Origin of the sequence: Runella sp. MFBS21 (assembly GCF_029433105.1) — a bacterium.
GTDB lineage: Bacteria > Bacteroidota > Bacteroidia > Cytophagales > Spirosomataceae > Runella.
Genome location: NZ_JARNTW010000011.1, coordinates 98,565 through 120,912, shown reverse-complemented (window position 1 = coordinate 120,912; position 22,348 = coordinate 98,565). Strand labels below are relative to the sequence as shown.

14 protein-coding genes are annotated in these 22,348 nt (G+C 42.3%); 8 read left to right on the top strand and 6 right to left on the bottom strand.

The genetic code is table 11. From position 1 onward, the window contains the following. Positions 1-41: 41 nt before the first annotated feature. Complete coding sequence (locus P1X15_RS20115) at positions 42-3,227, bottom strand: SusC/RagA family TonB-linked outer membrane protein (protein WP_277339932.1); 3,186 nt, start codon at positions 3,225-3,227, stop codon at positions 42-44. 373 nt (positions 3,228-3,600) lie between these two features. Continuing rightward, positions 3,601-4,845: an alginate export family protein gene (locus tag P1X15_RS20110; protein ID WP_277339931.1), complete on the bottom strand. Its 1,245-nt coding sequence runs from the start codon at positions 4,843-4,845 to the stop codon at positions 3,601-3,603. 1,331 nt (positions 4,846-6,176) lie between these two features. Between P1X15_RS20110 and P1X15_RS20105 the strand changes: the two genes are divergently transcribed. Genes P1X15_RS20105 through P1X15_RS20085 form a run of 5 tightly spaced genes read left to right on the top strand, consistent with a single transcriptional unit; the run spans position 6,177 to position 14,051 of the window. Beyond that, positions 6,177-7,073 carry a sugar phosphate isomerase/epimerase gene (locus P1X15_RS20105; protein ID WP_277339930.1) on the top strand — a complete coding sequence of 299 codons (897 nt, stop codon included), beginning with the start codon at positions 6,177-6,179 and terminating at the stop codon, positions 7,071-7,073. Positions 7,074-7,103: 30 nt separating this feature from the next. Continuing rightward, positions 7,104-9,218 carry a PQQ-binding-like beta-propeller repeat protein gene (locus P1X15_RS20100; RefSeq protein WP_277339929.1) on the top strand — a complete coding sequence of 705 codons (2,115 nt, stop codon included), beginning with the start codon at positions 7,104-7,106 and terminating at the stop codon, positions 9,216-9,218. A 48-nt stretch (positions 9,219-9,266) separates the two neighbouring features. Beyond that, a complete protein-coding gene (locus P1X15_RS20095; protein ID WP_277339928.1) occupies positions 9,267-11,369 on the top strand; it encodes a PQQ-binding-like beta-propeller repeat protein in 2,103 nt (700 codons plus the stop codon). A 48-nt stretch (positions 11,370-11,417) separates the two neighbouring features. Then, positions 11,418-12,938, top strand: coding sequence for a sulfatase (locus tag P1X15_RS20090; protein ID WP_277339927.1), 1,521 nt, complete (start codon positions 11,418-11,420; stop codon positions 12,936-12,938). Between the two features lie 18 nt (positions 12,939-12,956). Beyond that, on the top strand, positions 12,957-14,051 hold the full coding sequence (locus tag P1X15_RS20085) for a formylglycine-generating enzyme family protein (protein WP_277339926.1): 1,095 nt from the start codon (positions 12,957-12,959) through the stop codon (positions 14,049-14,051). 48 nt (positions 14,052-14,099) lie between these two features. On the opposite strand, the gene P1X15_RS20080 is transcribed toward P1X15_RS20085, so the two are convergent. Then, on the bottom strand, positions 14,100-15,059 hold the full coding sequence (locus P1X15_RS20080; RefSeq protein ID WP_277339925.1) for a site-specific integrase: 960 nt from the start codon (positions 15,057-15,059) through the stop codon (positions 14,100-14,102). A 390-nt stretch (positions 15,060-15,449) separates the two neighbouring features. Here P1X15_RS20080 and P1X15_RS20075 point away from each other — a divergent pair, with 390 nt between their 5' ends. The 3 genes from P1X15_RS20075 (at position 15,450) to P1X15_RS20065 (ending at position 18,510) form a co-directional block, all read left to right on the top strand. Further along, the gene (locus P1X15_RS20075) at positions 15,450-16,532 is read left to right on the top strand and encodes an alginate lyase family protein (protein ID WP_277339924.1); all 1,083 of its coding nucleotides are present in this window, start codon (positions 15,450-15,452) and stop codon (positions 16,530-16,532) included. A gap of 77 nt (positions 16,533-16,609) precedes the next feature. Beyond that, a complete protein-coding gene (locus tag P1X15_RS20070) occupies positions 16,610-17,929 on the top strand; it encodes a Gfo/Idh/MocA family protein (protein ID WP_277339923.1) in 1,320 nt (439 codons plus the stop codon). A gap of 212 nt (positions 17,930-18,141) precedes the next feature. Then, positions 18,142-18,510, top strand: a complete 369-nt coding sequence (locus P1X15_RS20065; RefSeq protein ID WP_277339922.1) for a hypothetical protein — start codon at positions 18,142-18,144, stop codon at positions 18,508-18,510. 62 nt (positions 18,511-18,572) lie between these two features. On the opposite strand, the gene P1X15_RS20060 is transcribed toward P1X15_RS20065, so the two are convergent. From P1X15_RS20060 to P1X15_RS20050, 3 genes are all read right to left on the bottom strand, one after another. Then, complete coding sequence (locus P1X15_RS20060) at positions 18,573-19,994, bottom strand: rhodanese-like domain-containing protein (RefSeq protein WP_277339921.1); 1,422 nt, start codon at positions 19,992-19,994, stop codon at positions 18,573-18,575. 153 nt (positions 19,995-20,147) lie between these two features. Further along, positions 20,148-20,999 carry a methylated-DNA--[protein]-cysteine S-methyltransferase gene (locus P1X15_RS20055; protein WP_277339920.1) on the bottom strand — a complete coding sequence of 284 codons (852 nt, stop codon included), beginning with the start codon at positions 20,997-20,999 and terminating at the stop codon, positions 20,148-20,150. Positions 21,000-21,071: 72 nt separating this feature from the next. Next, positions 21,072-22,016, bottom strand: a complete 945-nt coding sequence (locus P1X15_RS20050; protein ID WP_277339919.1) for a replication initiation protein — start codon at positions 22,014-22,016, stop codon at positions 21,072-21,074. Between the last annotated feature and the right edge of the window lie 332 nt (positions 22,017-22,348).

Below are 22,348 nucleotides of genomic sequence, written 5' to 3'. Positions count from 1 at the left end.
CAAAAGGTTCTTAGCACTAACTGATTTTGAACGACTAACAATTAGAAGCCAACGTTTAAGCCCAACGTGATGACCGACGCATTGACAGGTACATTCTGGTCTTTTCCAGAGTTAACGGAGTTTCCATTGATTGAAATTTCAGGGTCGGAGCCAGTGTATTTCGTGAAAGTGAGGATGTTGGAAGCCTGAACGTACGTTTTGATGGACGATACATACTTCGAAAACGAGCCATTTTGGAGTGGTATATTATAGCTGAGGGCGATGTTTTTCAGTTTCAGAAACGAGCCGTCTTCAACAAAAGCAGAGTTGGTCGAAGAGAAACCGCCGCTGAAGCTGTCGCCCCACACGAGCTTAGGTACATCGGTGACTTGGCCTGGGGTAGTCCAACGGTCTTTGATCCACGTGCCGTTGTTGAAATAGCGTTGGTCAGAAAGTGTTCCTTTGGTTCCGTTGTAGAGTTTATTTCCTCCCGAGAAAATCAGCCCAATGGCCAAATCGAAGTTGCCGTACGTCAAGGTATTGTTGAACCCGCCGTAGTAAGTTGGTAACGACGGCCCCTGAATACGCCCGTCTTTGTAGTTGTCAATGGCCGCAACGGTCGTTCCTTCAAGCGTAGTAAAGGTACGTTTGAGGGCATCGTACTGAACTTGTTGGTCGTTGGCATTGAGGTAGATACGGTTGCCGTTGGCGGGGTTGATGCCCAGCGAAGGAACGGCAAAAATTGAACCTGCCGAATAACCCACGCGGGTGATGTTTTGAATCCCAAACGTGCTGATGACGGTTGGGTAAATGTCGCCTCCCGTGCCTAAGGCCGTCACGCGGTTTTTGAGGGTAGCAATGTTAAAATTGGCATTCCACTGAAATTTCTTGCCGTTGATAATGCTACCGTTGATGGCAAATTCAAACCCTTCGTTGTACAACGAGCCTACGTTGGCCGCGATGGAGTTGCCAGGGATTCCTTGTGAAAGCGACTGTGGCGCGCTCAAAATCAGGTCGTTAATGGTGTTTTTGTAGTAATCGGCTTCCAGCGTAAATCGGTTGTTCAAAATGCCGAGACTCAGACCAATATCGGTTTTCTTGCTCGATTCCCACCGTAAATTGGCGTTTCCTGCTTGCCCAAAAAACAACGTTGGTACGCCTGCGTAGGTACTCGAACTATACTGGGAAAGGGAAGCATAGTCGCTCAAGCTACTGTTGCCGACTACGCCATAACTTGCCCTGATTTTGAAGGAGTTGATGTAGTTTTTGAGCGGCGAGTTTTGGTAAAAGCTTTCTTCCGATACGTTCCACCCAACCGAGCCCCCTCCGAAATTACCCCATTTGTTTCCCGCTGCCAAGGCCGATAGCCCATCCCGACGGAAGTTGAGGCTTACTAAGTATTTGCGGTTGTAATCGTAGTTGACGCTGCTGAAGAATGACAACAAACCGTTTTCTGACTGAATGGTAGAAGAAGGAGTGATGTTGGTAAAACCGCCTTGATACGAGGTAAAGAAAGGGTCGGAAAGTCCCGTGCGCGTTGCTCCCCAGCCATCGACTTTGCGGTAGATTTCTTCGTGCCCGAGCAATACTTTTAGATTATGAACATTCGCGAAAGTAGTGTTGTAGGTAAGGGTGTTGGTCCAGTTGGAACGGAAAAAGGTGGTATTGGAGTTTGATGCGGTGCCTCGCGTGGCAAAACCGTCGCCACTTTGTAAGTTACGAAACTCTTTGTTTTCAATCACCAAATTATTGATACCATATACGGTCTTGAATTTGAGGTCTTTGAAAAGTTCCACCTCCGCAAAAATGCTCCCTAACAACGTGTTATTTTCCGAAGAGTTCTTATCAAGGTCGAGAATTGTCTGCAAGTTGTAAGCATTAAATACGCCCAAAGCGGTGCTGTTGGGGCCGTAACCGATGTTGCCGTTGGCCGTGTTGATATTGTAAGTTCCGTCGGCGTTATAAACGGGCACGTTCGGTGGCAAAATGTACGTCATACGAGCCAACGGTTGTAACCCAATGTACTGGGTATTCACGCTATTTCCTGAAGAACTTGCCACGGAGTTGGGGCCAATTCCACCTGAGTTAGGACCTGCGTTGACAGAATTAGTGAAAGAGAAATTGGTACCAATCGTAATGCTTTTGTTCAGTTTGTGGTCTAAGTTTACCCGTGCCGTTTTGCGGTCAAACGTATTGGTTTTTAGAATCCCGTTTTGTTTGGTGTAATTGACCGACACAAAATAGCTGGTCGCGTCGTTGGCACCCGATACATTCAAGGTGTGGTTTTGCGAAACGCCTGTTTGATAAGCGACATCGTACCAGTTGGTTTCGGTAGTAGAGCCGTCGGCGTTTTTGCCTAATACAAATCCCGGCGTCAGACCTGCATTGGTACGGGCTTCGTTTTTGATGGTTACGTAGTCTTCGGCGTTGAGTAGTTGAGGCAAATTAAAAGGCTTACTCCAGCTTACCCACGTATCATAAGTTACTTTTGTTTTGCCTTTTTTGCCTTTTTTAGTGGTAATGACGACGACACCGTTGGCGGCCCGAGACCCATAAATGGCTGCGGAGGAAGCATCTTTAAGGACATCAATAGACTCAATGTCATTGGGGTTAATGTCGGCCAACGGGTTGTTTCCAACTGAACCTCCCGCCGAACCTGTAAATACGGTTACGCCGTCAACAATAATCAGTGGATAAACCGATGAGGTGATGGAGTTGATACCACGGATGCGGAAAACGGGCGTGCTGTTCAAAGCGCCACTGGGCTGGACGATGTTGACCCCCGCCGCTTGCCCACCTAACAATTGGTCAAGACTTTGAGCTGGTCGATTTTCTAACTGCGCCGCCGACACCTTCACGGCTGAGCCCGTAAATGCTTTTTTGCTTTCACTACCGTAGCCCGTTACGACCACTTCCGAAAGCTGCTTGGCGTCTTCTTCGAGGTCAATGACAATGGGGCTAGATTCTACTTTTACTTCTTTGGATTTGTAACCGATAAAACTAACCACGAGCGTAAACGGAAATTTCTGCCCTGTTTGCAGGTGAAAAGCCCCTTCCTGGTTGGTAGAAGCACCGTTGGTTGTCCCTTTGATTTGAATGGTTGCACCGATGACGGGCTCATTGGTGCGTTGGTCAAATATGCGCCCGTTTAATTTGGCGTTGATGGTTGGCTCGCTGTTTTGAGCGTGGAGGGTGTACGTTCCCAAGAATGCCAACGCCAAGAGAAGTATGGAGACTGTTTTTCTCATTTTTGTCAAAATGTTAGGTGAGTTAAAACGAAACTGGCAATTAAAATACTTAGACTATATTTTTTATATATAAATAAAAAACGGTGCAAAAATATTCTCCTTCTCAGGGGTTTTCCCTTAGAAGTATCACGTTCGACTCATTAAATAAGGATTGTTAAATGCCTATAATGCAGTCTTTGCACAAATAAACTCACATCATTGCGCTCTTTAGCCTACTTTCTTTATCTAGGAAGAAGAGACGTGCAAATGTGAGCTTATTTGAAACAAAAAACAAAAAATAAATATGATTTTTTTTAGTAAAACAACCCTTTTCTCTATCTGTTTATAGTACTAAAAATAGCACGTCTGATAAGTAGAGTATTGCTTGAGTGATTCATTTCTTTCGCGAAAAAAGCGTTGGATTGAACGAAACCATCAAATAACTCCAGACGGGAGTGGTGGTGGTGTTTCGTATTTTTTTTAGTAGCAACGTACTGGACGTGGGGTCATAAAACGATAGTCCATAATTGACGTCAACGTAAGTTGTTGGTTTATAATTGACGGAAAAATCAGCTTCGTATCCGAGGTATTTTTGGGCTTGGTTGGTCAAAGCGTATTGGCTGTAAAACAATTGGCTGTCGAGCCGGAACTGTAGTTTTTTGTTAAGGCGATAAAACAAAAAAAGATAGGGGTTAAACAAGCCTTTGTTGGCTACATCGGCGGGGAATTTTGCGTAAAAATTCATGTTACCCATAAATTTCCACGCAACCCCGTAGGCGATTTCGTACGAATTAGAATAGCCACTTTTAACATCGGCTGGATTACCGCTCAGAAGTTCAGTGCCCACCCTCAACGTAAATTTTTTAAGGGTAGCGCTGACCTCGGGTTGAATATAATAGGCCCTTACGCGCTGATTTTGTTGGTTTCGTCCGTATTGGTAAAAGGCACTGAGCGTGGTATAAATACCTTTTAGGTTGTATTCCAGTCGCCCCCCCGTCGCGTAGCGTTTGGCATTAAAATAGGTTTTGTCAAAGAGCTCTGCCGAATTGATGAGGGTGTAAGTGAGTTGATGATGGCTTCCTTTTAGTTGATGAACCAACAAATACTGATACTTATGCGAAGCCACGGGCGAATAACTAGCCTCGAAGCGGTTGCCGTAATTTCGCGTGAAAAAGGCAGCGAAATCGGTTCGGAACGAACGGGTAACGTACTGAAGCCGAATGCCTTCGTGCGAACGATGTTGCTGTGACCAAGGAGCGGCCGAAAACATCCGCCCGTTGTCTAATTGAAAGTTTTGACGCCCGATAATGGCCGAAAAATGCTTCCCTACCTTTGGTTCAATGTACAATTCATTAAAATTGACACTACCCACCTGTGAGCCAATGCCATTTTTCAAGAACAAATGGATTTCCTGAAAGGAGATTCTGAGGTTGAAGCTTTTGCGTACGTTGTTGATATTTAATCTGTTGCGCTGACTGATGAATGTCGTTGGGTCAAATGTTTCTTCCGAAGAAAGCCGATAGTTTTCTTTAAATTCTAGGCGCGGACGTATTTCTACGCTGACTGAAATGTCGTTTTTTATCGAATCTTGTGCGGGTGTTTGAAAAAACAAAAAGAAAGAAAAAATAACCGCTACCATATTCTAAGTAGATTATTGAATTTAGTTTGCATCCTTTTGTTATTTTCACTTCACAAGACAAGTAATAGGCAATTTTTTTAAGAATTAGAACTATCCTTTTCGGATGCATTGTCCCAATATTTTATTGAAAGTAGATGTTTGTAAATCAAGAGATGTGGGGCAGTGCCATGAATCAGTCGAACAAGCTGCTATCGTGAAGACAGCACGGCCCAATCGGCAACAAATTTCTCTTAGCGACTGTACCCCTAGCCGTAAAATGCAAACTCAAACCAGTTGTTTATGGACATAAAATCAAAATACTTGCGGCATATCCTTCAACATTCTTATCACTATCTATCCTACTTTACTTATCTATAAAAAAGAGATATACAAAAGTGAATTTATTTGAAACAAAAAACAAAGATTAAAATATAATTTTTTTAGCAAAAAAACCTAATTATCTATCTATTTTTAGGACTAAAGCAATATGTTTATTGGATACAATGACGCTGTAATTTTCTTTGTTTGCTCGATTGGCTATCCCAAAAATACCTCAAGCTATTCGAACAAATAACGGTTCTTTGTAAGAGCTTCTGCTTACTCCTCTGCTTTTTGTATCTGTGCTTGCTCATAATAAAATCAATCTCCTTCTCAAAAAGGAAGGTATCATAAAAGCACAGATTTATGTTGTTTTTTGAGTTAAATGAGATGTTTCTTTTGAACATATCACCCCCTAAATCATTTTAACCTACTTGCAAAAAAGACTTTTGGGCTTAGGTATAAAGTGGAAAAGTAAATATGACCGTGAATCGAGTGGAGGAGATTTGTCAAAACAATTGGCATATGAGTTTAAGATAATATCAACGAACCATCAAAAACGAGGCTAATTTTGCCGCTGGTTTATCTAAACTTGTTCCAGAATTGCAGCAGAGAGTGTTGGCAGGAGATGGCGCATTAAGTAAAACAGTAATACAGAACCTTGCCAAAAGAGAAGATATAAAAGATGGAGAGGTCAAAACGATTGAAGATATTTGTATCCTGAAGGGAGTAAAGAAGAGGAGATAACCCAAAGGAAAAAGAAATTTCTAAGCTCGTTTTAAATAGGACTAGCAGAAGTGATTACAATCAATTAATGCAAAAGACAAAAGAACTAAAAAAAACCTATAAACACCTTAAAATCAACCGATAATCTATAAGTACAAAACTTGCATTTATAGCTTATCGGTTGATCGTCGTGACCTTGCCTCCAATAAGAAATTGATAAAAAAACAGTAATTAAAATCATTTTTTAAGTTTTATAGACAACATGATAAATGAGATGAAATTCTCTCAAAAATTTACCAAATTCGATAATGCAAACTACCCGCAGAAATTTTCTTAAGAGTTCTTTAGGTCTGGCATTGGCGTCGTCTTTCGATGTCTCTGCAAAAAAAATAAAACCTCGCTTGGCTTTTTCAACCTTGGGCTGCCCGACTTGGCCTTTGTCAAAAATTGTCCAAACTGCTGTGGCTACCCAATACGAGGCCATTGAAATCAGAGGCCTAGAAAAAGAAATGTATCTACCCAAGCGCCCTGAGTTTAGTACAGACATTGCCCAAACTCGTCAACTCTTTGCCGATAATAAACTCAAAATATGCAATTTAGGTGCTTCGTCTAATCTGCATTTTATGGATACTACGAAGAGACAAAAAAACATGGACGAAGCCAAACGCTTCATTGACCTTGCGCATGAGTTGTCGTGTCCGTATGTGCGAGTTTTCCCCAATGACTTACCCAAAGATCAAGACCGGGAGCAAACCATTAATCTTATCAGCGAAAATTTATCAGAACTGGGGCGCTATGCTAAGGAAGCAAAAGTGACAGTATTGCTCGAATCGCATGGTCAGGTGATTTGGAAAGATGTGTTGCTTCAAATTATGCAACAAGCCAATCACCCGAATGTGGGTCTCATTTGGGATATTTTCAATATGTGGTCAATCACGAAAGAATCTCCAACTGAAGTGTATAAGACGCTCAAAAAATACATTGTTCATACCCATATCAAAGATGGAAGTATGGTAAATGGCAAACCTGCTTATACATTTGTAGGAAAGGGTGAAGCACCGCTCAAAGAGGCCATTGATGCTCTCAAATCGGGAGGGTATAAGGGCTACTACAGTTTTGAATGGGAAAAAATGTGGCACCCAGAAATTCCTGAACCTGAATTGGCTTTTGCTGATTATCCCCAAGCAATACAGCAATATTTTTAGAAGAAAGCACAAAATGTATTTCCTGTCTCTATGTTTACAAAAAAGAATATTTGCCTGATTGTTTTGGTGGGTGTGGCTTGGGGGTTTCAAAAATTAGATAATCGTATCGATTGGCCAGAATACAATGGTGATGGAGCTCGCAGTCATTATTCACCTTTGACCCAAATCAACAAAGACAATGTCGGAAAGCTAAAAATGGCTTGGAGCTATGCGTCGGGAGGAGCTGATACCCTCCAAAACCGTACGCAGATGCAATGCAATCCCATTATCATTGACGGTATTCTTTATGGCGTGTCTGCCAATACACAGGCGTTTGCGATAGAGGCAGCTACGGGTAAAGAACTTTGGAAAACTGATTTCACGGATAATGGTGGCACCACTAGCCGAGGAGTCACCTATTGGGGAGAAGGGGCAGATAAACGCATTTTTTTTGGAGCAGGTAGATGGCTTTATGCCTTGGATGCCACTTCCGGAAAACTTGTTGAGGGATTTGGTGACAAAGGTAAAATAGACCTTAAGATTGGCATTGAACGTCCAGGTGCCGATAACTATGTGGTGTCGAATACCCCCAATACAATTTATAAAAACCTCCTAATTACTGGTACGCGCGTCTCCGAAAGTGAAACCGCCTTATTAGGAGATATTCGGGCTTATGATACCCGAACAGGTAAATTGGTGTGGACATTTCGTACCATTCCCCAAAAGGGAGAGGCCGGCTATGAAACTTGGTCGCCCGAAAACCCGCGCCAACGAATCGGTGCAGCAAACAATTGGATGGGAATGGCGATTGACCGAGAACGAGGAATCGTATATGCTCCAACCGGCTCGGCAGCCCATGATTTTTACGGGGCAAACCGAAAAGGAAATAATTTATATGCAAACTGTTTACTCGCCTTGGATGCCGCCACTGGTAAAAGACTTTGGCACTATCAACTCGTGCATCATGATATTTGGGATCGCGACCCGCCAGCACCACCCAATTTGTTGACTATTACTCGAACGGGCTCCGATGGTCGTCCCAGAAAAATCGATGTTGTGGCTCAAATTACAAAACAGGGATTTACGTTTGTGTTTGATAGAGTGACGGGCGAACCTATTTTTCCTATCAAAGAAACCTCTTTCCCACAAAAAGCGGTAGTAGGTGAACAACCCAGTCAGACCCAGCCAATTCCCCAATTACCGACACCATTTACCCGACAATCATTTACCGAGAAAGACATCAATCCGTGGGCTTCTAATCTTGACTCTGTGAAGCTAATGCTTCGTAAGGCTCAAACAGGAACACCTTATATTCCTTTGAGTGAAAAAATGACGGTATTTTTTCCGGGTACCGATGGAGGGGCCCAATGGGGGGGCGCCGCCGCAGACCCCGATGGTGTACTGTATGTGCCAGCTAAAGAAATCCCGGTTCATATGACTTTGATTCGTCGAAATCAAGAAGACAAAAACACAGCTCAAACCAATAACCCTTATCGATTGTATTGTTCGGCTTGTCATGGATTAGAGCGCAAGGGAAACCATGATGGTTCATATCCTTCTTTGTTACAGTTAGACAAACGACTTTCAAAAGCCCAAACCTTGAAATTATTGATGACAGGACGTGGAATGATGCCTTCTTTTTCGCATATCTCTGTTGCTGAACGTAATTCTATCATTGAGTTTTTGTACAATAATACCACCGCTGGAAAGCAAATAGTTACCACCCAAAAAGACGTAGTTCCCTATCAACACACTGGTTACAATCGGTGGTATGATAGTGAAGGCTATCCTGTTAGCACACCTCCTTGGGGCACACTCACGGCGATTGATCTCAATACGGGCAAACATCGCTGGCAGGTTCCGTTGGGCGAGTATCCCGAACTTACAAAAAAAGGAATTGCACCTACTGGTACCGACAACTATGGAGGACCCCTCGTGACGGCAAGTGGATTGATTTTCATTGCGGCAAGTCGCGATGAAAAAATTCGCGCTTTTGACAAAGAAACCGGTAAAATCATATGGGAATATACCTTGCCAGCAGGAGGATATGCTTCGCCTAGTACTTATGTTGTGAATAATAAACAATACATTGTGATTGCCTGTGGAGGTGGAAAACTCAAAACCAAATCGGGCGACAAATACGTGGCATTTTGTTTAGAAAATTAAAAAATTACCTTCTGAAATAGGGACACGCGTGCTTAAATAAATATTTGTATGTTTCGTATCTTTCCATTTTTGCTCATTATTGCAGTATTGGTAGCCTTCTATCCACGTTTTGATGAGAAAACCAACGTCGATTGGGATGATTACTTGGGCGGTCCCGACCGCAATCATTATTCTTTATTAAGTCAAATTGATACCAACAATATAACCCAGCTTGAAGTCGCTTGGTCGTACGCTGCGCCCGATACAGGGCAGATGCAGATGAATCCCATCATTGTGAAGGGTAAATTGTACGGTATTTCTTCTGCTTTGCAGGTATTTGCTTTGGATGCTGCTACCGGGCAAGAGATATGGCGATTTGGTGCCCCTTTTAAGTCGGGAGTAAGTACAAGTAGAGGGGTAACTTATTGGACAAATCAGCAAGGTGACGAACGTATTTTGTTTACTTCGGGACATTGGTTATATGCCTTAAATGCTACCACAGGACAACCCATTGATAGTTTTGGTGAAGCAGGGCGTATAAGCCTACGTACAGGTTTGGGAGAATCAGCTAAGGAAAAATTTGTCATTTCTAATACCCCAGGTACCGTTTTTGGAAACCTTATTATCATGCCTATGCGACTATCAGAAGGAGCTGACGCGGCACCGGGGCATGTACAGGCATTTGATATCCAAACAGGTAAGTTGGTTTGGGTATTCCATACAATACCGCAACCGGGAGAATATGGCTATGATACTTGGCCTAAAAACACCTGGAAAAATACAGATGTTGGCGGAGCCAACAACTGGGCTGGTATGGCCGTAGATCGTCAACGGGGCATCTTGTTTGTGCCAACAGGCTCGGCAGCGTTTGATTTTTATGGCGGCAATCGTAAGGGAAAAAATCTCTTTGCTAATTGTCTGCTTGCCCTTGATGCTCGCACAGGCAAACGACTCTGGCATTATCAATTTGTTCATCATGATGTATGGGATAGAGATTTTCCTTCTCCACCTAATTTAATAACGGTCACTCACAATGGAAAACGCGTGGATGCAGTGGCCCAAACAACAAAATCGGGACATGTGTTGGTATTTGATAGATTGACAGGAAAATCGCTTTTCCCGATCAAAGATGTTGCCGTAGAACAAAGTAAGTTACCAGGGGAATCCACTTGGCCTACTCAGCCCCAACCCGCTAAACCAGCGGCATTTGCGCGGCAATCGTTGACCGAAAAAGATTTAAACCCTTACAGTAAAGATCATGACTCGTTGGTTACGGTCTTTAAAAGCCTTAAAAAAGGGTACATGGCTCCTCCTAGTAAACAAGGTACGCTGATTTTTCCGGGCTATGACGGAGGGGCAGAGTGGGGAGGAGCTGCCGTTGACCCCAATGGCATCATGTACGTTAATTCCAATGAAATGGCGTGGGTGTTGACGATGGTCGATACTCCAAAACAAAGTGAATTGGCGCACCTGAGTGAAGGAGCCAAAACATACACTTTGTATTGTTCGGCCTGCCACGGGCCTGAGCGTAAAGGTAATACCAAAAGTGGGTATCCTTCTTTGGTTGATATTCAGTTGAGACAAAGTCGTGATTATGTCAAAAACATTGTGAGCAATGGAAAAGGAATGATGCCTGGATTTACGACGTTGAAACCTGAAGAAAAAGCGGCTCTGGTGGCATTCTTGTTTGGGGATGAAAAACAGGAGGCGACCGGTACCATCAATAACAAAACCAAAAATCCAGTCATCCCCTACAAAACAACTGGCTACAATAAATTTTTAGATAGCCAAGGATATCCGGCCATTGCTCCACCTTGGGGTACCTTAAACGCCATCAATCTCAATACGGGTGAATACGTTTGGAAAAATGTATTTGGTGAGTATCCCGAACTAAAAGCCAAAGGAATACCTCAAACAGGTAGTGAAAACTACGGTGGCCCGGTGGTTACGGCGGGGGGACTGTTGTTTATTGCTGCTACCCGTGATGCTAAATTTAGAGCTTACAACACACGAAATGGCAAATTGCTATGGGAATATCAACTACCTGCTGCGGGTTTTGCTACGCCAAGTACTTATCAAGTTAATGGTCGCCAGTACGTAGTAATCGCTTGTGGAGGAGCCAAATTGGGTACCAACAAAGGAAATCAAGTAATAGCCTTTGCTTTGCCCTAAAAAATAGGGAATAAAACCTCACTGATAGAATACTTTAAAACTAATGATATGAAAATTCGATTTTTTATACTTTTAGGGATTATTCTGGGCGGTAGTTGTGTAGCCCAACAAGCGGTGGTACGCCAACCAAACGGAGCGCTCACCTTGACCAAAATCCCCAATTCACGTCCTCGAAATATCATTTTTGTCCTTACTGACGATCATCGGTTTGATGCCTTGGGTTTTCTAAATACCCAGACATTTGTCCAAACTCCCAATCTTGACCGTCTTGCCAAAAACGGCGCTTATTTACCCAATGCTTTTGTTACAACAGCTTTGTGTTCGCCTTCGAGAGCCTCGATTTTGACGGGTTTATATGCCCATAAGCACCGCGTGGTTGACAACAACAACCCTGTTTCGAAAGACCTAGTTTTTTATGCTCAGTATCTTCAAAAAGTAGGTTATCAGACCGCCATGATAGGAAAATGGCATATGGGAGGGGAATTTGACGATCCCCAACGTGGCTTTAATTATTGGGTTTCTTTTAAGGGGCAAGGCTCTTATTTACCCGAAAAAAATGGCTTCAACGTCAACGGTAAAAAGGTAGCACAAAAAGGCTATATCACAGATGAGCTTACCGATTACGCAATGGAGTTTCTCCAAAATCGCAAAAAAGATAAACCCTTCATGCTGTATCTTTCTCACAAAGGAGTACATGCTGATTTTATCCCAGCCCAGCGTGATAAAGACCGCTTCAAAGACCATACTTTCAAACCACCGGTAAGTATGGCAATTGATAGCCAAAAAGATGCCCCTATGTGGCTTCAAAATCAGCGTAACTCTTGGCATGGCGTCGAATACCCTTACCATAGCCAATTGGATATTGGCGAATATTACAAACGTTATTCTGAGACTCTTCTTGGAGTGGATAATTCTGTAGGACGTGTATTGGAGTACTTAGAAAAAGAAGGGTTGTTGGAGTCAACACTTGTGGTTTACATGGGCGACAATGGATTCATGTTTGGGGAGCATGGGCTTATTGATAAACGTACAGCCTACGAAACCTCCATGCGCGTACCTATGCTCGCACATTGCCCTGATTTGATTAAGCCCGGAACGGTAGTGAAAGAAGTAGTAGCTAATATTGACATAGCACCTACCTTTTTGGAAGTAGCTGGCTTGAAATCCCCGGGCTATATGGATGGAAAAAGCTTTTTACCTTTTCTGAAAGGACAAACGCAGCCTTGGCGTACAGGACTCTTGTATGAATATTATTGGGAACGCAATTTCCCCCAAACCCCAACCATGCACGCTTTACGGACCGACCGTTATAAATACATTCATTATCATGGTATTTGGGATACGGATGAGCTCTATGACTTGCAGGAAGACCCTCATGAAATGAATAATTTGGTCAACCAAAAAGAGCATCTACCCACAGTAAAAAAACTCAACAAAGAGTTGTTTGGAATTTTACAGGAAACAAATGGTATGATGATTCCCTTTTATGAAGACCGAGGAGGAAAAAATGATTTACGGAATAAAAAGGGAACCAAAGCAGCCGAATTTCCTGTGTATTTAGAAAAATAATATAAAATATAATATTCGATGACTAAAAAAGTGCTGTATTGGTACAGCTGCATAGTAGCTATTCTCAGTTGGTCGTGTAGTTCTACATCCCAATCTGAAAAAGCAAAAGCAGATAGCATTGCTGCTTGTGTATCTCATGGAATGCCTTCAAGAACAGCTACCAAGGCTTCGACTAATGACCTTACTGACAGTATACACCAAGGAAAAGGAAGTTTGGAAGGGATGGTTTGGATTGCGGGGGGGAAATTTCTGATGGGGTCAGATGAATTCGAAGACTCTCGGCCCATACACGAGGTCAGTATTAAGGGTTTTTGGATGGACGAACATGAAGTAACCAACGCTCAATTTGCGAAGTTTGTAAAAGCCACTGGTTATAAAACAGTGGCGGAGCGTGCCCTAGATCCTAAAGATTTCCCTGGAGTGCCAACTAATCAATTATTACCTGGGTCAGCAGTATTTAGTCCTCCGTCAACGTCGGTTTCTCTCCAAAATCCCTTGCAATGGTGGAAGTATGTAGTAGGGGCTAACTGGCAGCATCCATTTGGGCCTGGGAGTGTACTAAAGGGTCGAGAGAATTTTCCCGTAGTACACGTTTGTTATGAAGACGCGCTAGCTTATGCAAAGTGGGCGGGCAAGCGCCTTCCTACGGAGGCTGAGTGGGAATTTGCCGCTCGTGCAGGGCAGTCCCAACGGATGTATTACTGGGGAGAGGAACTCAAACCCAAAGGCAAATGGGTGGCTAATATTTATCAGGGAGATTTCCCTCACAAAAATTTGCAAGAAGACGGATTTGCCAATGCCTCCCCTGTTAAAACATTTCCTGCCAATCGTTTAGGTCTCTACGATATGGAAGGAAATGTATGGGAATGGTGCAACGATTACTATCGTCCGGATTATTATCGAAATAGCTCTTCAGCCAACCCCCAAGGGCCGGCGGATAGTTATGACCCCGACGAACCGGGAGCTGTGAAGCGCGTACAAAGAGGAGGGTCATTTTTATGTAGTGATCAGTATTGTGTAAGATACAAAGCAGGAAGTCGAGGAAAAGGAGAAATAAGCAGTGGGGCAGATAACCTGGGATTTCGCTGTGTAAGTGATCAAAAAGCGCCTTAGTAAAAAACTAATCTGGATCGTTCCAGAATATTCAATTCTCAGGCGCTTTCAAAGTCCTAATTTAGTAGCAGCATTGTGCTCCTTGATGTCTTCGATTCGGGTGTATCGTTGAATCATCAAACTCGTTTTGTGTTTGGATTGTCGCATAATTTCCGAATCATCCGCTCCGTTGATTTTGGCTATAGTTATGAAAGAAGCTCTCAACGAGTGGGCCGAATAGCGCTCCCCGAAGTATTTCTTAACTATCTCATAAACAGTCATATCATTTAAACGTTCGTCCGTAATTTTATCACCTTTACGCACTCTCATAAATAAGGGGCCAGTGACTTTTTCCAAACGACTTATCCAATTTTTTAAAGTTCGGATAGGACAAAAGTCGGCTTCAGGACTAAAGAAAAAAGCTTTTTCTTCTGCTTCCCCATACTGATTGGTTTTGCTTTTGGATAAAGAGATAATCGCTCCCTCCTCGCTAAAATGTACGTCTTCAATATTCAGACTCACCAGCTCCGAGCGTCGATAAGCCCCAGCAAATCCCAACAAAATCAAGCACTTATCACGTAGACCTCCATTGGTCGTAGTTTCAATTCCTCGTAGAATATTTTTAAGTTCTTTCATCTTAAACGCAGGAGCTTGTTTCTGACGCACGCCATTCGTTCGCTTGATACCTTCCATCACTACCCGAAAAGCCCTGTCTTTAGTCGGTAGATCAAGATTATTCAACTCATGAAGTTTACGAATAGCTGATAATTTTCGATTGATACTCGCCCATTTATGCGTATCCGCCAGATGTGTGACGTATGCTGCCAATGTAGTAGCTGAAGCGGGCGTTTCAACTTGGCCATTTTCAGCACACCAACTTCGGTAATACTTAAGATCGCTTTGATAGGCTCGTTTTGTATTAGCCGCTCCTTCCAAGCCTTTACGAGCGTAAGCAGCTACTTTGTTGGCAAGTGGCTCTGAAATATCTACCTTATTATATACAGGGATAATCGGTGTTTGCTTTTCCATTTTGGATAAAAATATAATAAAAACAAAGATATACCTTAGTTAAGATAAGGTTCCATTTTATCGTAGGTAATTATTAATAAATTTACCATCTTCAATACCATGAAAAACAGGTTGGTTAGGCTTATTTTTTTTAGCCAAGCAGGGCAAAAAATATGACAAAAATTATATATACTCCCTTGTTTGACTCATAGAAAATCGTGCGGTATGTTCCTGTTGTGGTACTTCGCAGTTGCGAAACGTGAATACAACAAAGATATACTCCAATTCTCCCTGTCGGGCATGAGAAGCCAATTAAAGGAGTCTCGCAGTCTTTAGACGTGGGAGGATGTCAATTCCCAAAATAACCCTTTATTTTCAGTTATATCGCTTTGAGATGTGGCTTTTATGGCTATGAATCTCAAAGCTATTCTTCTGTTTTTGACTATAGTCTGCACATCGCTGATAGGCAATGCACTTGAGCACCCTGGGGGGATGCATCCCAAAGCGCAACTTACGTTTGTAAAAGCTCAAATACAATCTCAACGCCAACCTTACTATGATGCTTATAGGCAGCTAATTGCCTATGCCGATTCTGCCTTTGCACATCCAATCCATGCCTTGGCTGATTTTAGCGTACCGGGGTATTATGTCAATGCCGAAATGCACCGTAAAAATTCCAAAAGCCTTAACTCAGATTCTTTTGATGCCTATGCTTGTGCGTTAGCATATCAATTGAGCGGACAAGCCAAATACGCCGAGAAATCTCGTTCTATCCTCAAAAACTGGGCCGAACTAAACACTCAATATTCGGAAGCCGACGGAAGCTTGGTGATGTCATATGCGGGGAGTGGCATGGTGATGGCAGGCGAATTATTGATGTCTTATCAAGGATGGAAAGATGATGAACGGCTAGTGTTTAAAAAATGGGTCAAGGGTGTTTATCTAAAGGCTTGCAATGAAATCAGAAATCGTAAAAACAACTGGGCAGATTGGGGACGATTTGGCTCTATTCTTTGTGCTTATTTTTTGGATAACACAGCCGAAATCGCCGAAAATATCCGCCTTATCAAAAGCGACCTTTTCCATAAAATAGCCCCCGATGGCAGCATGCCCGAAGAGACCCGCCGTGGAGCCAACGGGATTTGGTACACTTACTTTTCGTTGGCACCTATTACGGCAGCTTGTTGGATGGCTTATAATGCAACGGGCGAAAATCTTTTCTTTTTAAGCCAAGACAACCGTTCTCTCAAAAATGCCCTCGACTATCTTTACTATTATAATTTGAATCCCCAAGAATGGAAATGGTTTGAAAATCCGCGTCCTGGTTCTCCCGAAAACTGGCCTGGGCTGCTGCTTGCTTCAATGGCTGATATTTACCAAGATCAACGGTACACTACATACGTCACAGCGGTTCAGCCTATTATCAATACTACGCATCATTTTGCTTGGGTATTTCCTACTTTAATGAAAGTTCAACTCAATGGATATAAGTAACATAAACCCCTAAATCACAACTCTTTATCTTCTATTATAGCATTTATTTTTGACTCCTTTAATCTACAATTTGTTATATGAAAAAAGAAAACACCCTAAATCGCCGTCAATTTGTTGGAAAAGCCTCTTCGGCTTTGGCGGGTATCATGATTGTACCTCGATTTGTGTTGGGTGGCAAACGCCCCGACGGCTCCAAATACTTAGCCCCTAGCGATATGATTTCTTTGGGTTTTATCGGAACCGGCAAGCAAGGGCGCAGTCTTACCAATTCGTTTTTGAGCACGGGAGAAGCCCGCATTGTAGCTCTCAGCGAAGTATATAAAGCCAAAGCTCAACTTACTTTAGATCGAATCAAGGCATATTATGAAAAAAATACCGGCCAAGGTTCTTATTCCGAGATTCCAGTTTACAATGATTTTCGGGAATTGCTTGCGCGCAAAGACGTAGATGCGGTGGTGATTGCTACCCCCGACCATTGGCACGCTGCCATGGCCGTCAGAGCTGCTGAAGCAGGGAAGGATATTTATTGCGAAAAGCCTCTTTCTCTGACTGTTAAAGAAGGAAGAGCAATGGTAGAAGCCGCTCGTAAACACAAACGAGTATTTCAAACAGGAAGTATGCAACGCTCATGGCCCGAATTTCGCCAAACGGCCGAGCTGATTCGCAACGGCTATATCGGCGAAATCAAAAGCATCAAAGTAAACGTCGGCCCTCCTCCACTAGCCTACAACCTACCCGCCGAGCCGATTCCCGATGGCTTGGACTGGAATGCTTGGCTGGGGCCTAATTTGCCCGTAGCTTTCAACTCAGAGTTGGCTCCTCCTACTTCTAAAGACGTGTTTCCAAATTGGCGCAATTACAAAGAATTCGGCGGTGGCATGGTCACCGATTGGGGTGCACATATGTTTGATATTGTACAATGGGCTTTGGATATGGACGATAGCGGGCCGGTAGAAGTCATTGCACCCGATGGCAAAGACCATCCTTTCTTAACTTATCGCTACGGCAATGGCATCACCATGACCCACGAAAAATGGGATTGGAGCAACGCCATCTTGTTTACAGGAAGTGAAGGAGAAATCAGAGTACAAAGAAAAAAACTCGAAACTACTCCTGCATCGCTGAAAGATAAAGTAATCGGAGAAAATGAGAAGCATGTCTATAAAAGTGAAAACCATTATAAAGACTTTTTTGATGCCATGCGCAAACGTAGTAAGCCTATTTGCGATGTTGAGATTGGGCATCGTACGGCCTCCGTTTGCAACATCGGGAACATCGCCTATCAACTTAAGCGCCCTCTACAATGGAATCCTAAAAAGGAAACTTTTAAAAACGACAAAGAGGCAAATGCTCTTCTCGGACGGGAAATGAACAGTACTTGGGGAATTAAGATTTAGGTTTTAGTGAATCAAAACACAAACCGATGACAGGAGTGAGTGTCTCCTGTCATCGGTTTGTGTTTTTGTGAGCATTCTATTCTGACACTTCAAGGCTCATTTTTTACACTTGGGTCAAAAGCAAATAGCCATTATTTATGCGTCCTTTACTTTTGGGGAGTCATTGATAATGACTACAACCAAACACAGCCATTTTAAACAAATTCTCAACCATGAAATCCTTTTTTCTCGCCCTAGTGGCAAGCGTGTCTTTTTACACTCATGCAATACCTACAGAAGAAAAAGACAATACCCAATTAAAAGCCCAAATAACCGCCAATCATCGTTCTCAGCTATGGATTGGCGTCGAAAAACCCACTGAACACTATCTAGAAGTACGACTTATGGATGAAAAAAATAAGATATTACACCGAGGTTTCATAAAACGAGGTAATTCTCATTTTGTCCAAAAATTAAACCTTAAAGAGCTCAATGATGGTGTTTATTTTTTATATATCAGCACTGAAAAAGAGTGCATTACAAAAACTATATTCATAAGAACATTTTATTCATCCTACCCCACAACTGTGGTTTTAGGGTAGGATTTGTATATTTTCTAAAAGCCCTGCTCCCATTTTAGGAAGCAAGGCTTTTTTAGATTTTTTTACAACAAAGTACTAGGGCAAACGTATTCGGTGAGGGGTAATTTGTGGGTGGCCTTGAGAGCCGCAAAACCTCCTTCTACGTCAACGAGGTTTTGAAAACCACGGGCTTTCAGAATAGAAATCGCAATCATCGAACGGTAGCCTCCTGCACAGTGAATATAAGTGGTGGTGGTGGGAAGGAGACGAGCCATATTTTCATTCAAAAAATCTAACGGTAAGTTCTCAACCCCAATCACATGCTCGGAGTCATATTCGCTTTTCTTTCTCACATCAAAAACCGGAGTAGAAGGTTGTTTCAGGTAGAAATCGGCAAAATGATCGGCCGAAATAGTAGCGACCTCATCTATCTCTTTTTGTGCTTCTTTCCATGCCTCAAAGCCTCCTTCCAAATACCCAATACAATTGTCATATCCGACTCTTGCCAAGCGGGTTATGGCTTCTTGCTCTCGTCCTTGCTCAGTCACTAAAAGAATAGGCTGCCCAATATCAGCTATCAATGTACCCACCCAAGATGCAAATTGGCCGTCAAGTCCAATATTAATGGAATTGGGTACAAATCCCTTGGCAAATATTTGTGCCTCTCTTACATCCAAAATAAGAGCTTCCGTTTCGTTGGCCGCTGCTTCAAAAGCGGCTGGCGTCAGCGCTTGAGTACCTCTTTTCATTACCTCTTCCAGACTTTCATAACCTTTGATATTCATCAGTACATTTTGGGGAAAATAGCTTGGTGGCGCAACAAGCCCCGTCAATATCTCTTTGATGAATGCTTCTTTGGTAAGAGTGGGATTAAGAGCATAGTTGAATAATTTCTGATTTCCGAGCGTATCCGTGGTTTCCTTACTCATTTTTTTGCCACAAGCACTACCCGCTCCATGGCCAGGATATACGATGAGATCATTAGACAAGGGCATTATTTTATTATGGAGTGATTCATACAAATGCCCCGCCAGTTTTTCTTGGGTCAAATCACTCACTACATGTTGCGCCAAATCTGGGCGTCCTACGTCTCCAATAAACAAAGTATCGCCGGTAAAAATGGCCATTTCTTTGCCTTCTTCATCAATCAACAAAAAACAGGTAGATTCCATGGTATGACCCGGCGTATGAAGGGCCCTGATTTTTATTTTTCCTAACTGAAACTCCTGATTATCTTCGGCAATTAGGGCCGGATATGCCGGTTTTGCCAATGGACCAAATACAATCGAAGCACCTGTTTGATTGGATAAGTCTAAATGTCCTGATACAAAATCAGCGTGAAAATGAGTTTCAAAAACATATTTGATGTGAGCACCGTCGTTTTTGGCTTTTTCGATAAATGGCTTGGTATCACGAAGAGGGTCAATCACCGCAGCCTCACCTTCTGATTCAATATAATAGGCCGCTTCGGCCAAACATCCAGTATAAATTTGCTCTACTTTCATCGTTGTATTTGTTTGGTTTTTGTTCTTTTTCGATGAAGCAAAAGTAGAGGCTAATACGAAGGCTTTTTGTAACATTTAGCACATTCAAAAACTGATTGTTGTCAGTTTTTGGAATAAACAAATTTCAAATCAAAAATTATTTTCAATTGTAAATCAGCAAATTACCCCCTCAATCTTCGCTGCTTCCCAGCCTATGATAGCGGCCTTTCTAGGACTTCCCCAATGGTATTGTCCTAAGATACCATTTGACTGTATTACGCGATGACATGGTATAAGAAAGGCTACGGGATTGTCGCCAATAGCTGAGCCTACCGCTCTAGCTGCGGATGGTTTTTCAATCTGCTGTGCTATGTTTCCATAGGTTGTCAATTTTCCTTTAGGAATTTTGAGAAGCGCTTCCCATACTTTAAGCTGAAAATCAGTACCTTTTAAATGCAATTTGATTTGAGGAAGTTGCTGCCAATCTTCTTGGAAAATCAATAAAGCATTTTGTTGGTGTTGGTCAAGAATAGACCGATAGGTAGCTTTGGGGAATGCCAATTGGAGGGCGTCAAAAGCATTGTTTGCTTCATCATCAAAAGCCATATAACATACTCCTTTAGGGGTCGATGCTACCATAATATTACCAAAAGGAGTTTGGGCATAACTATAATTGATTGTGAGATTTTCGCCTCCATTTTTGTATTCGCCGGGTGTCATACCCTCAATATTTACAAACAAATCGTAAAGACGCCCCGTGCCCGACAAGCCCGTTTCGTATGCCACTTCAGAGAGAGAAGTTTGGGAGTGATACAACAATTGTTTGGCATGTTCTATGCTCAGGTATTGTAAAAATTTCTTCGGACTTATTCCCGCCCATTCGCTAAACAATCTTTGAAAATGAAAAGGGCTCAAATGCACCTCTTCTGCAATCGCCTCTAAACTAGGCTGTTGTCGAAAACTCCGTTGGATATACGCAATCGCTTCCTCAATTTTTTTGTAGGTAATTGGGTCTTGAGTTGTCATCACAATTTTTGGTTGATTCTTCTACAAAAGTAGTGAGTACGAAGCCCCGTCAAAACCCGAAAATTGCGGTATTTACTTGCTTTTTTTTGTCTTGCTACTTTCACTGAACCCTAAAATAACTGCCATGTAGGCCGTTGGGTTATTGGGTGTGCGTTTGCCAGCTTGTATCTCCATATCGGCGTTGATAAACAAGTTGGCTAGGTCTTCGTTTTGTATAATTTTGCTCTGCTGCAATCTAGAAAAATCATAAGCTTGAAGGCGTTCTTGGAAATATTTCCAGCGGTCATCCATGTTCATTTTACCGAGTTCCTCACGTATTTCTTGTAGCTCGGCCAATGCTTTCGACTCTTGCGTATTGATGATAAATGAAATGTGAGTCACCTTACGACCTGTCTTATGTATTTGGTAGGTAAATGATAAATCTGTCTTGGCCGAAATCTCTTCCTGACTTGGATCTAAGACACGTCTTTTAAACTGACCAAAATCATCGTAGGTTTCTTCGGTAGCCGAAATCAATTCGCGCAAATCATCTACCGAAATCTCTGACCAAGCACCTCCGTTAAAATTTTTCCAACGTGACAAGATTTCGTACAATCTTTGTGAATAGGTCTTATTGAGCGACAATGCAATAGCGAGTTCGTATTCGGTGTAGCCACTTTTGATTTTGGCGATATGCGGCAAGACTTCGTACGAAACCCCGATTTCAAACACTCCTTCTTTAGCACTATATTTTGCCGATGAGAATACATTATAGGCACTAAACTCTTTTTCTTCGTCATTGCGGAGCCAAATCTGACAATTTCTCATCAGTGACTGCGTCATTGCTAATATCTGTCGATAATTGTTTGTAATCAGTTTGGCTGGAATTCGGAAGTACTTGTTTTGACGCAACTCCGCATCGGCTTCTGTGATTTGATTCATTACTATATAAAAAACTCGCTTCTCCAACAGTGAAAAATTCTGTCGACTCATGATTACTCCGTTGGGCTGGCGATTAAAGTGTCTGAGCTTTATCATTCAAACTGCAATTAGGTTTGGACTAGCTAAGGTAGCTATCTTTTCTGTCAATACAATGAGATTGTCAGAATTTGTGATTGTTTTGCTACATTTTGACAGAATTACGCACAATACACTGAAATTCAGCACATTATAAACAAAGTATTACATCCAAATTTTTCTTAATTGCTTGGTTTTAATAGAATCTTTGTTCTTTCTTTTCATTTTTAAGAAGCAAAATCTCTAATAATGAGAATTCAAACATATTAACAACCACATAAACTACTGAAAATAAAGCATTTACGCAAGCATATATTTTATTTTCGACTACATTTTGACAGAATTAAGCCTTT

Excerpts from the sequence above, each read along its gene's own strand:
- P1X15_RS20115 (WP_277339932.1), bottom strand. The coding sequence starts at position 3,227 with ATGAGAAAAACAGTCTCCATACTTCTCTTGGCGTTGGCATTCTTGGGA.
- P1X15_RS20110 (WP_277339931.1), bottom strand. The coding sequence starts at position 4,845 with ATGGTAGCGGTTATTTTTTCTTTCTTTTTGTTTTTTCAAACACCCGCA.
- P1X15_RS20105 (WP_277339930.1), top strand. The coding sequence starts at position 6,177 with ATGCAAACTACCCGCAGAAATTTTCTTAAGAGTTCTTTAGGTCTGGCA.
- P1X15_RS20100 (WP_277339929.1), top strand. The coding sequence starts at position 7,104 with ATGTTTACAAAAAAGAATATTTGCCTGATTGTTTTGGTGGGTGTGGCT.
- P1X15_RS20095 (WP_277339928.1), top strand. The coding sequence starts at position 9,267 with ATGTTTCGTATCTTTCCATTTTTGCTCATTATTGCAGTATTGGTAGCC.
- P1X15_RS20090 (WP_277339927.1), top strand. The coding sequence starts at position 11,418 with ATGAAAATTCGATTTTTTATACTTTTAGGGATTATTCTGGGCGGTAGT.
- P1X15_RS20085 (WP_277339926.1), top strand. The coding sequence starts at position 12,957 with ATGACTAAAAAAGTGCTGTATTGGTACAGCTGCATAGTAGCTATTCTC.
- P1X15_RS20080 (WP_277339925.1), bottom strand. The coding sequence starts at position 15,059 with ATGGAAAAGCAAACACCGATTATCCCTGTATATAATAAGGTAGATATT.
- P1X15_RS20075 (WP_277339924.1), top strand. The coding sequence starts at position 15,450 with ATGAATCTCAAAGCTATTCTTCTGTTTTTGACTATAGTCTGCACATCG.
- P1X15_RS20070 (WP_277339923.1), top strand. The coding sequence starts at position 16,610 with ATGAAAAAAGAAAACACCCTAAATCGCCGTCAATTTGTTGGAAAAGCC.
- P1X15_RS20065 (WP_277339922.1), top strand. The coding sequence starts at position 18,142 with ATGAAATCCTTTTTTCTCGCCCTAGTGGCAAGCGTGTCTTTTTACACT.
- P1X15_RS20060 (WP_277339921.1), bottom strand. The coding sequence starts at position 19,994 with ATGAAAGTAGAGCAAATTTATACTGGATGTTTGGCCGAAGCGGCCTAT.
- P1X15_RS20055 (WP_277339920.1), bottom strand. The coding sequence starts at position 20,999 with ATGACAACTCAAGACCCAATTACCTACAAAAAAATTGAGGAAGCGATT.
- P1X15_RS20050 (WP_277339919.1), bottom strand. The coding sequence starts at position 22,016 with ATGATAAAGCTCAGACACTTTAATCGCCAGCCCAACGGAGTAATCATG.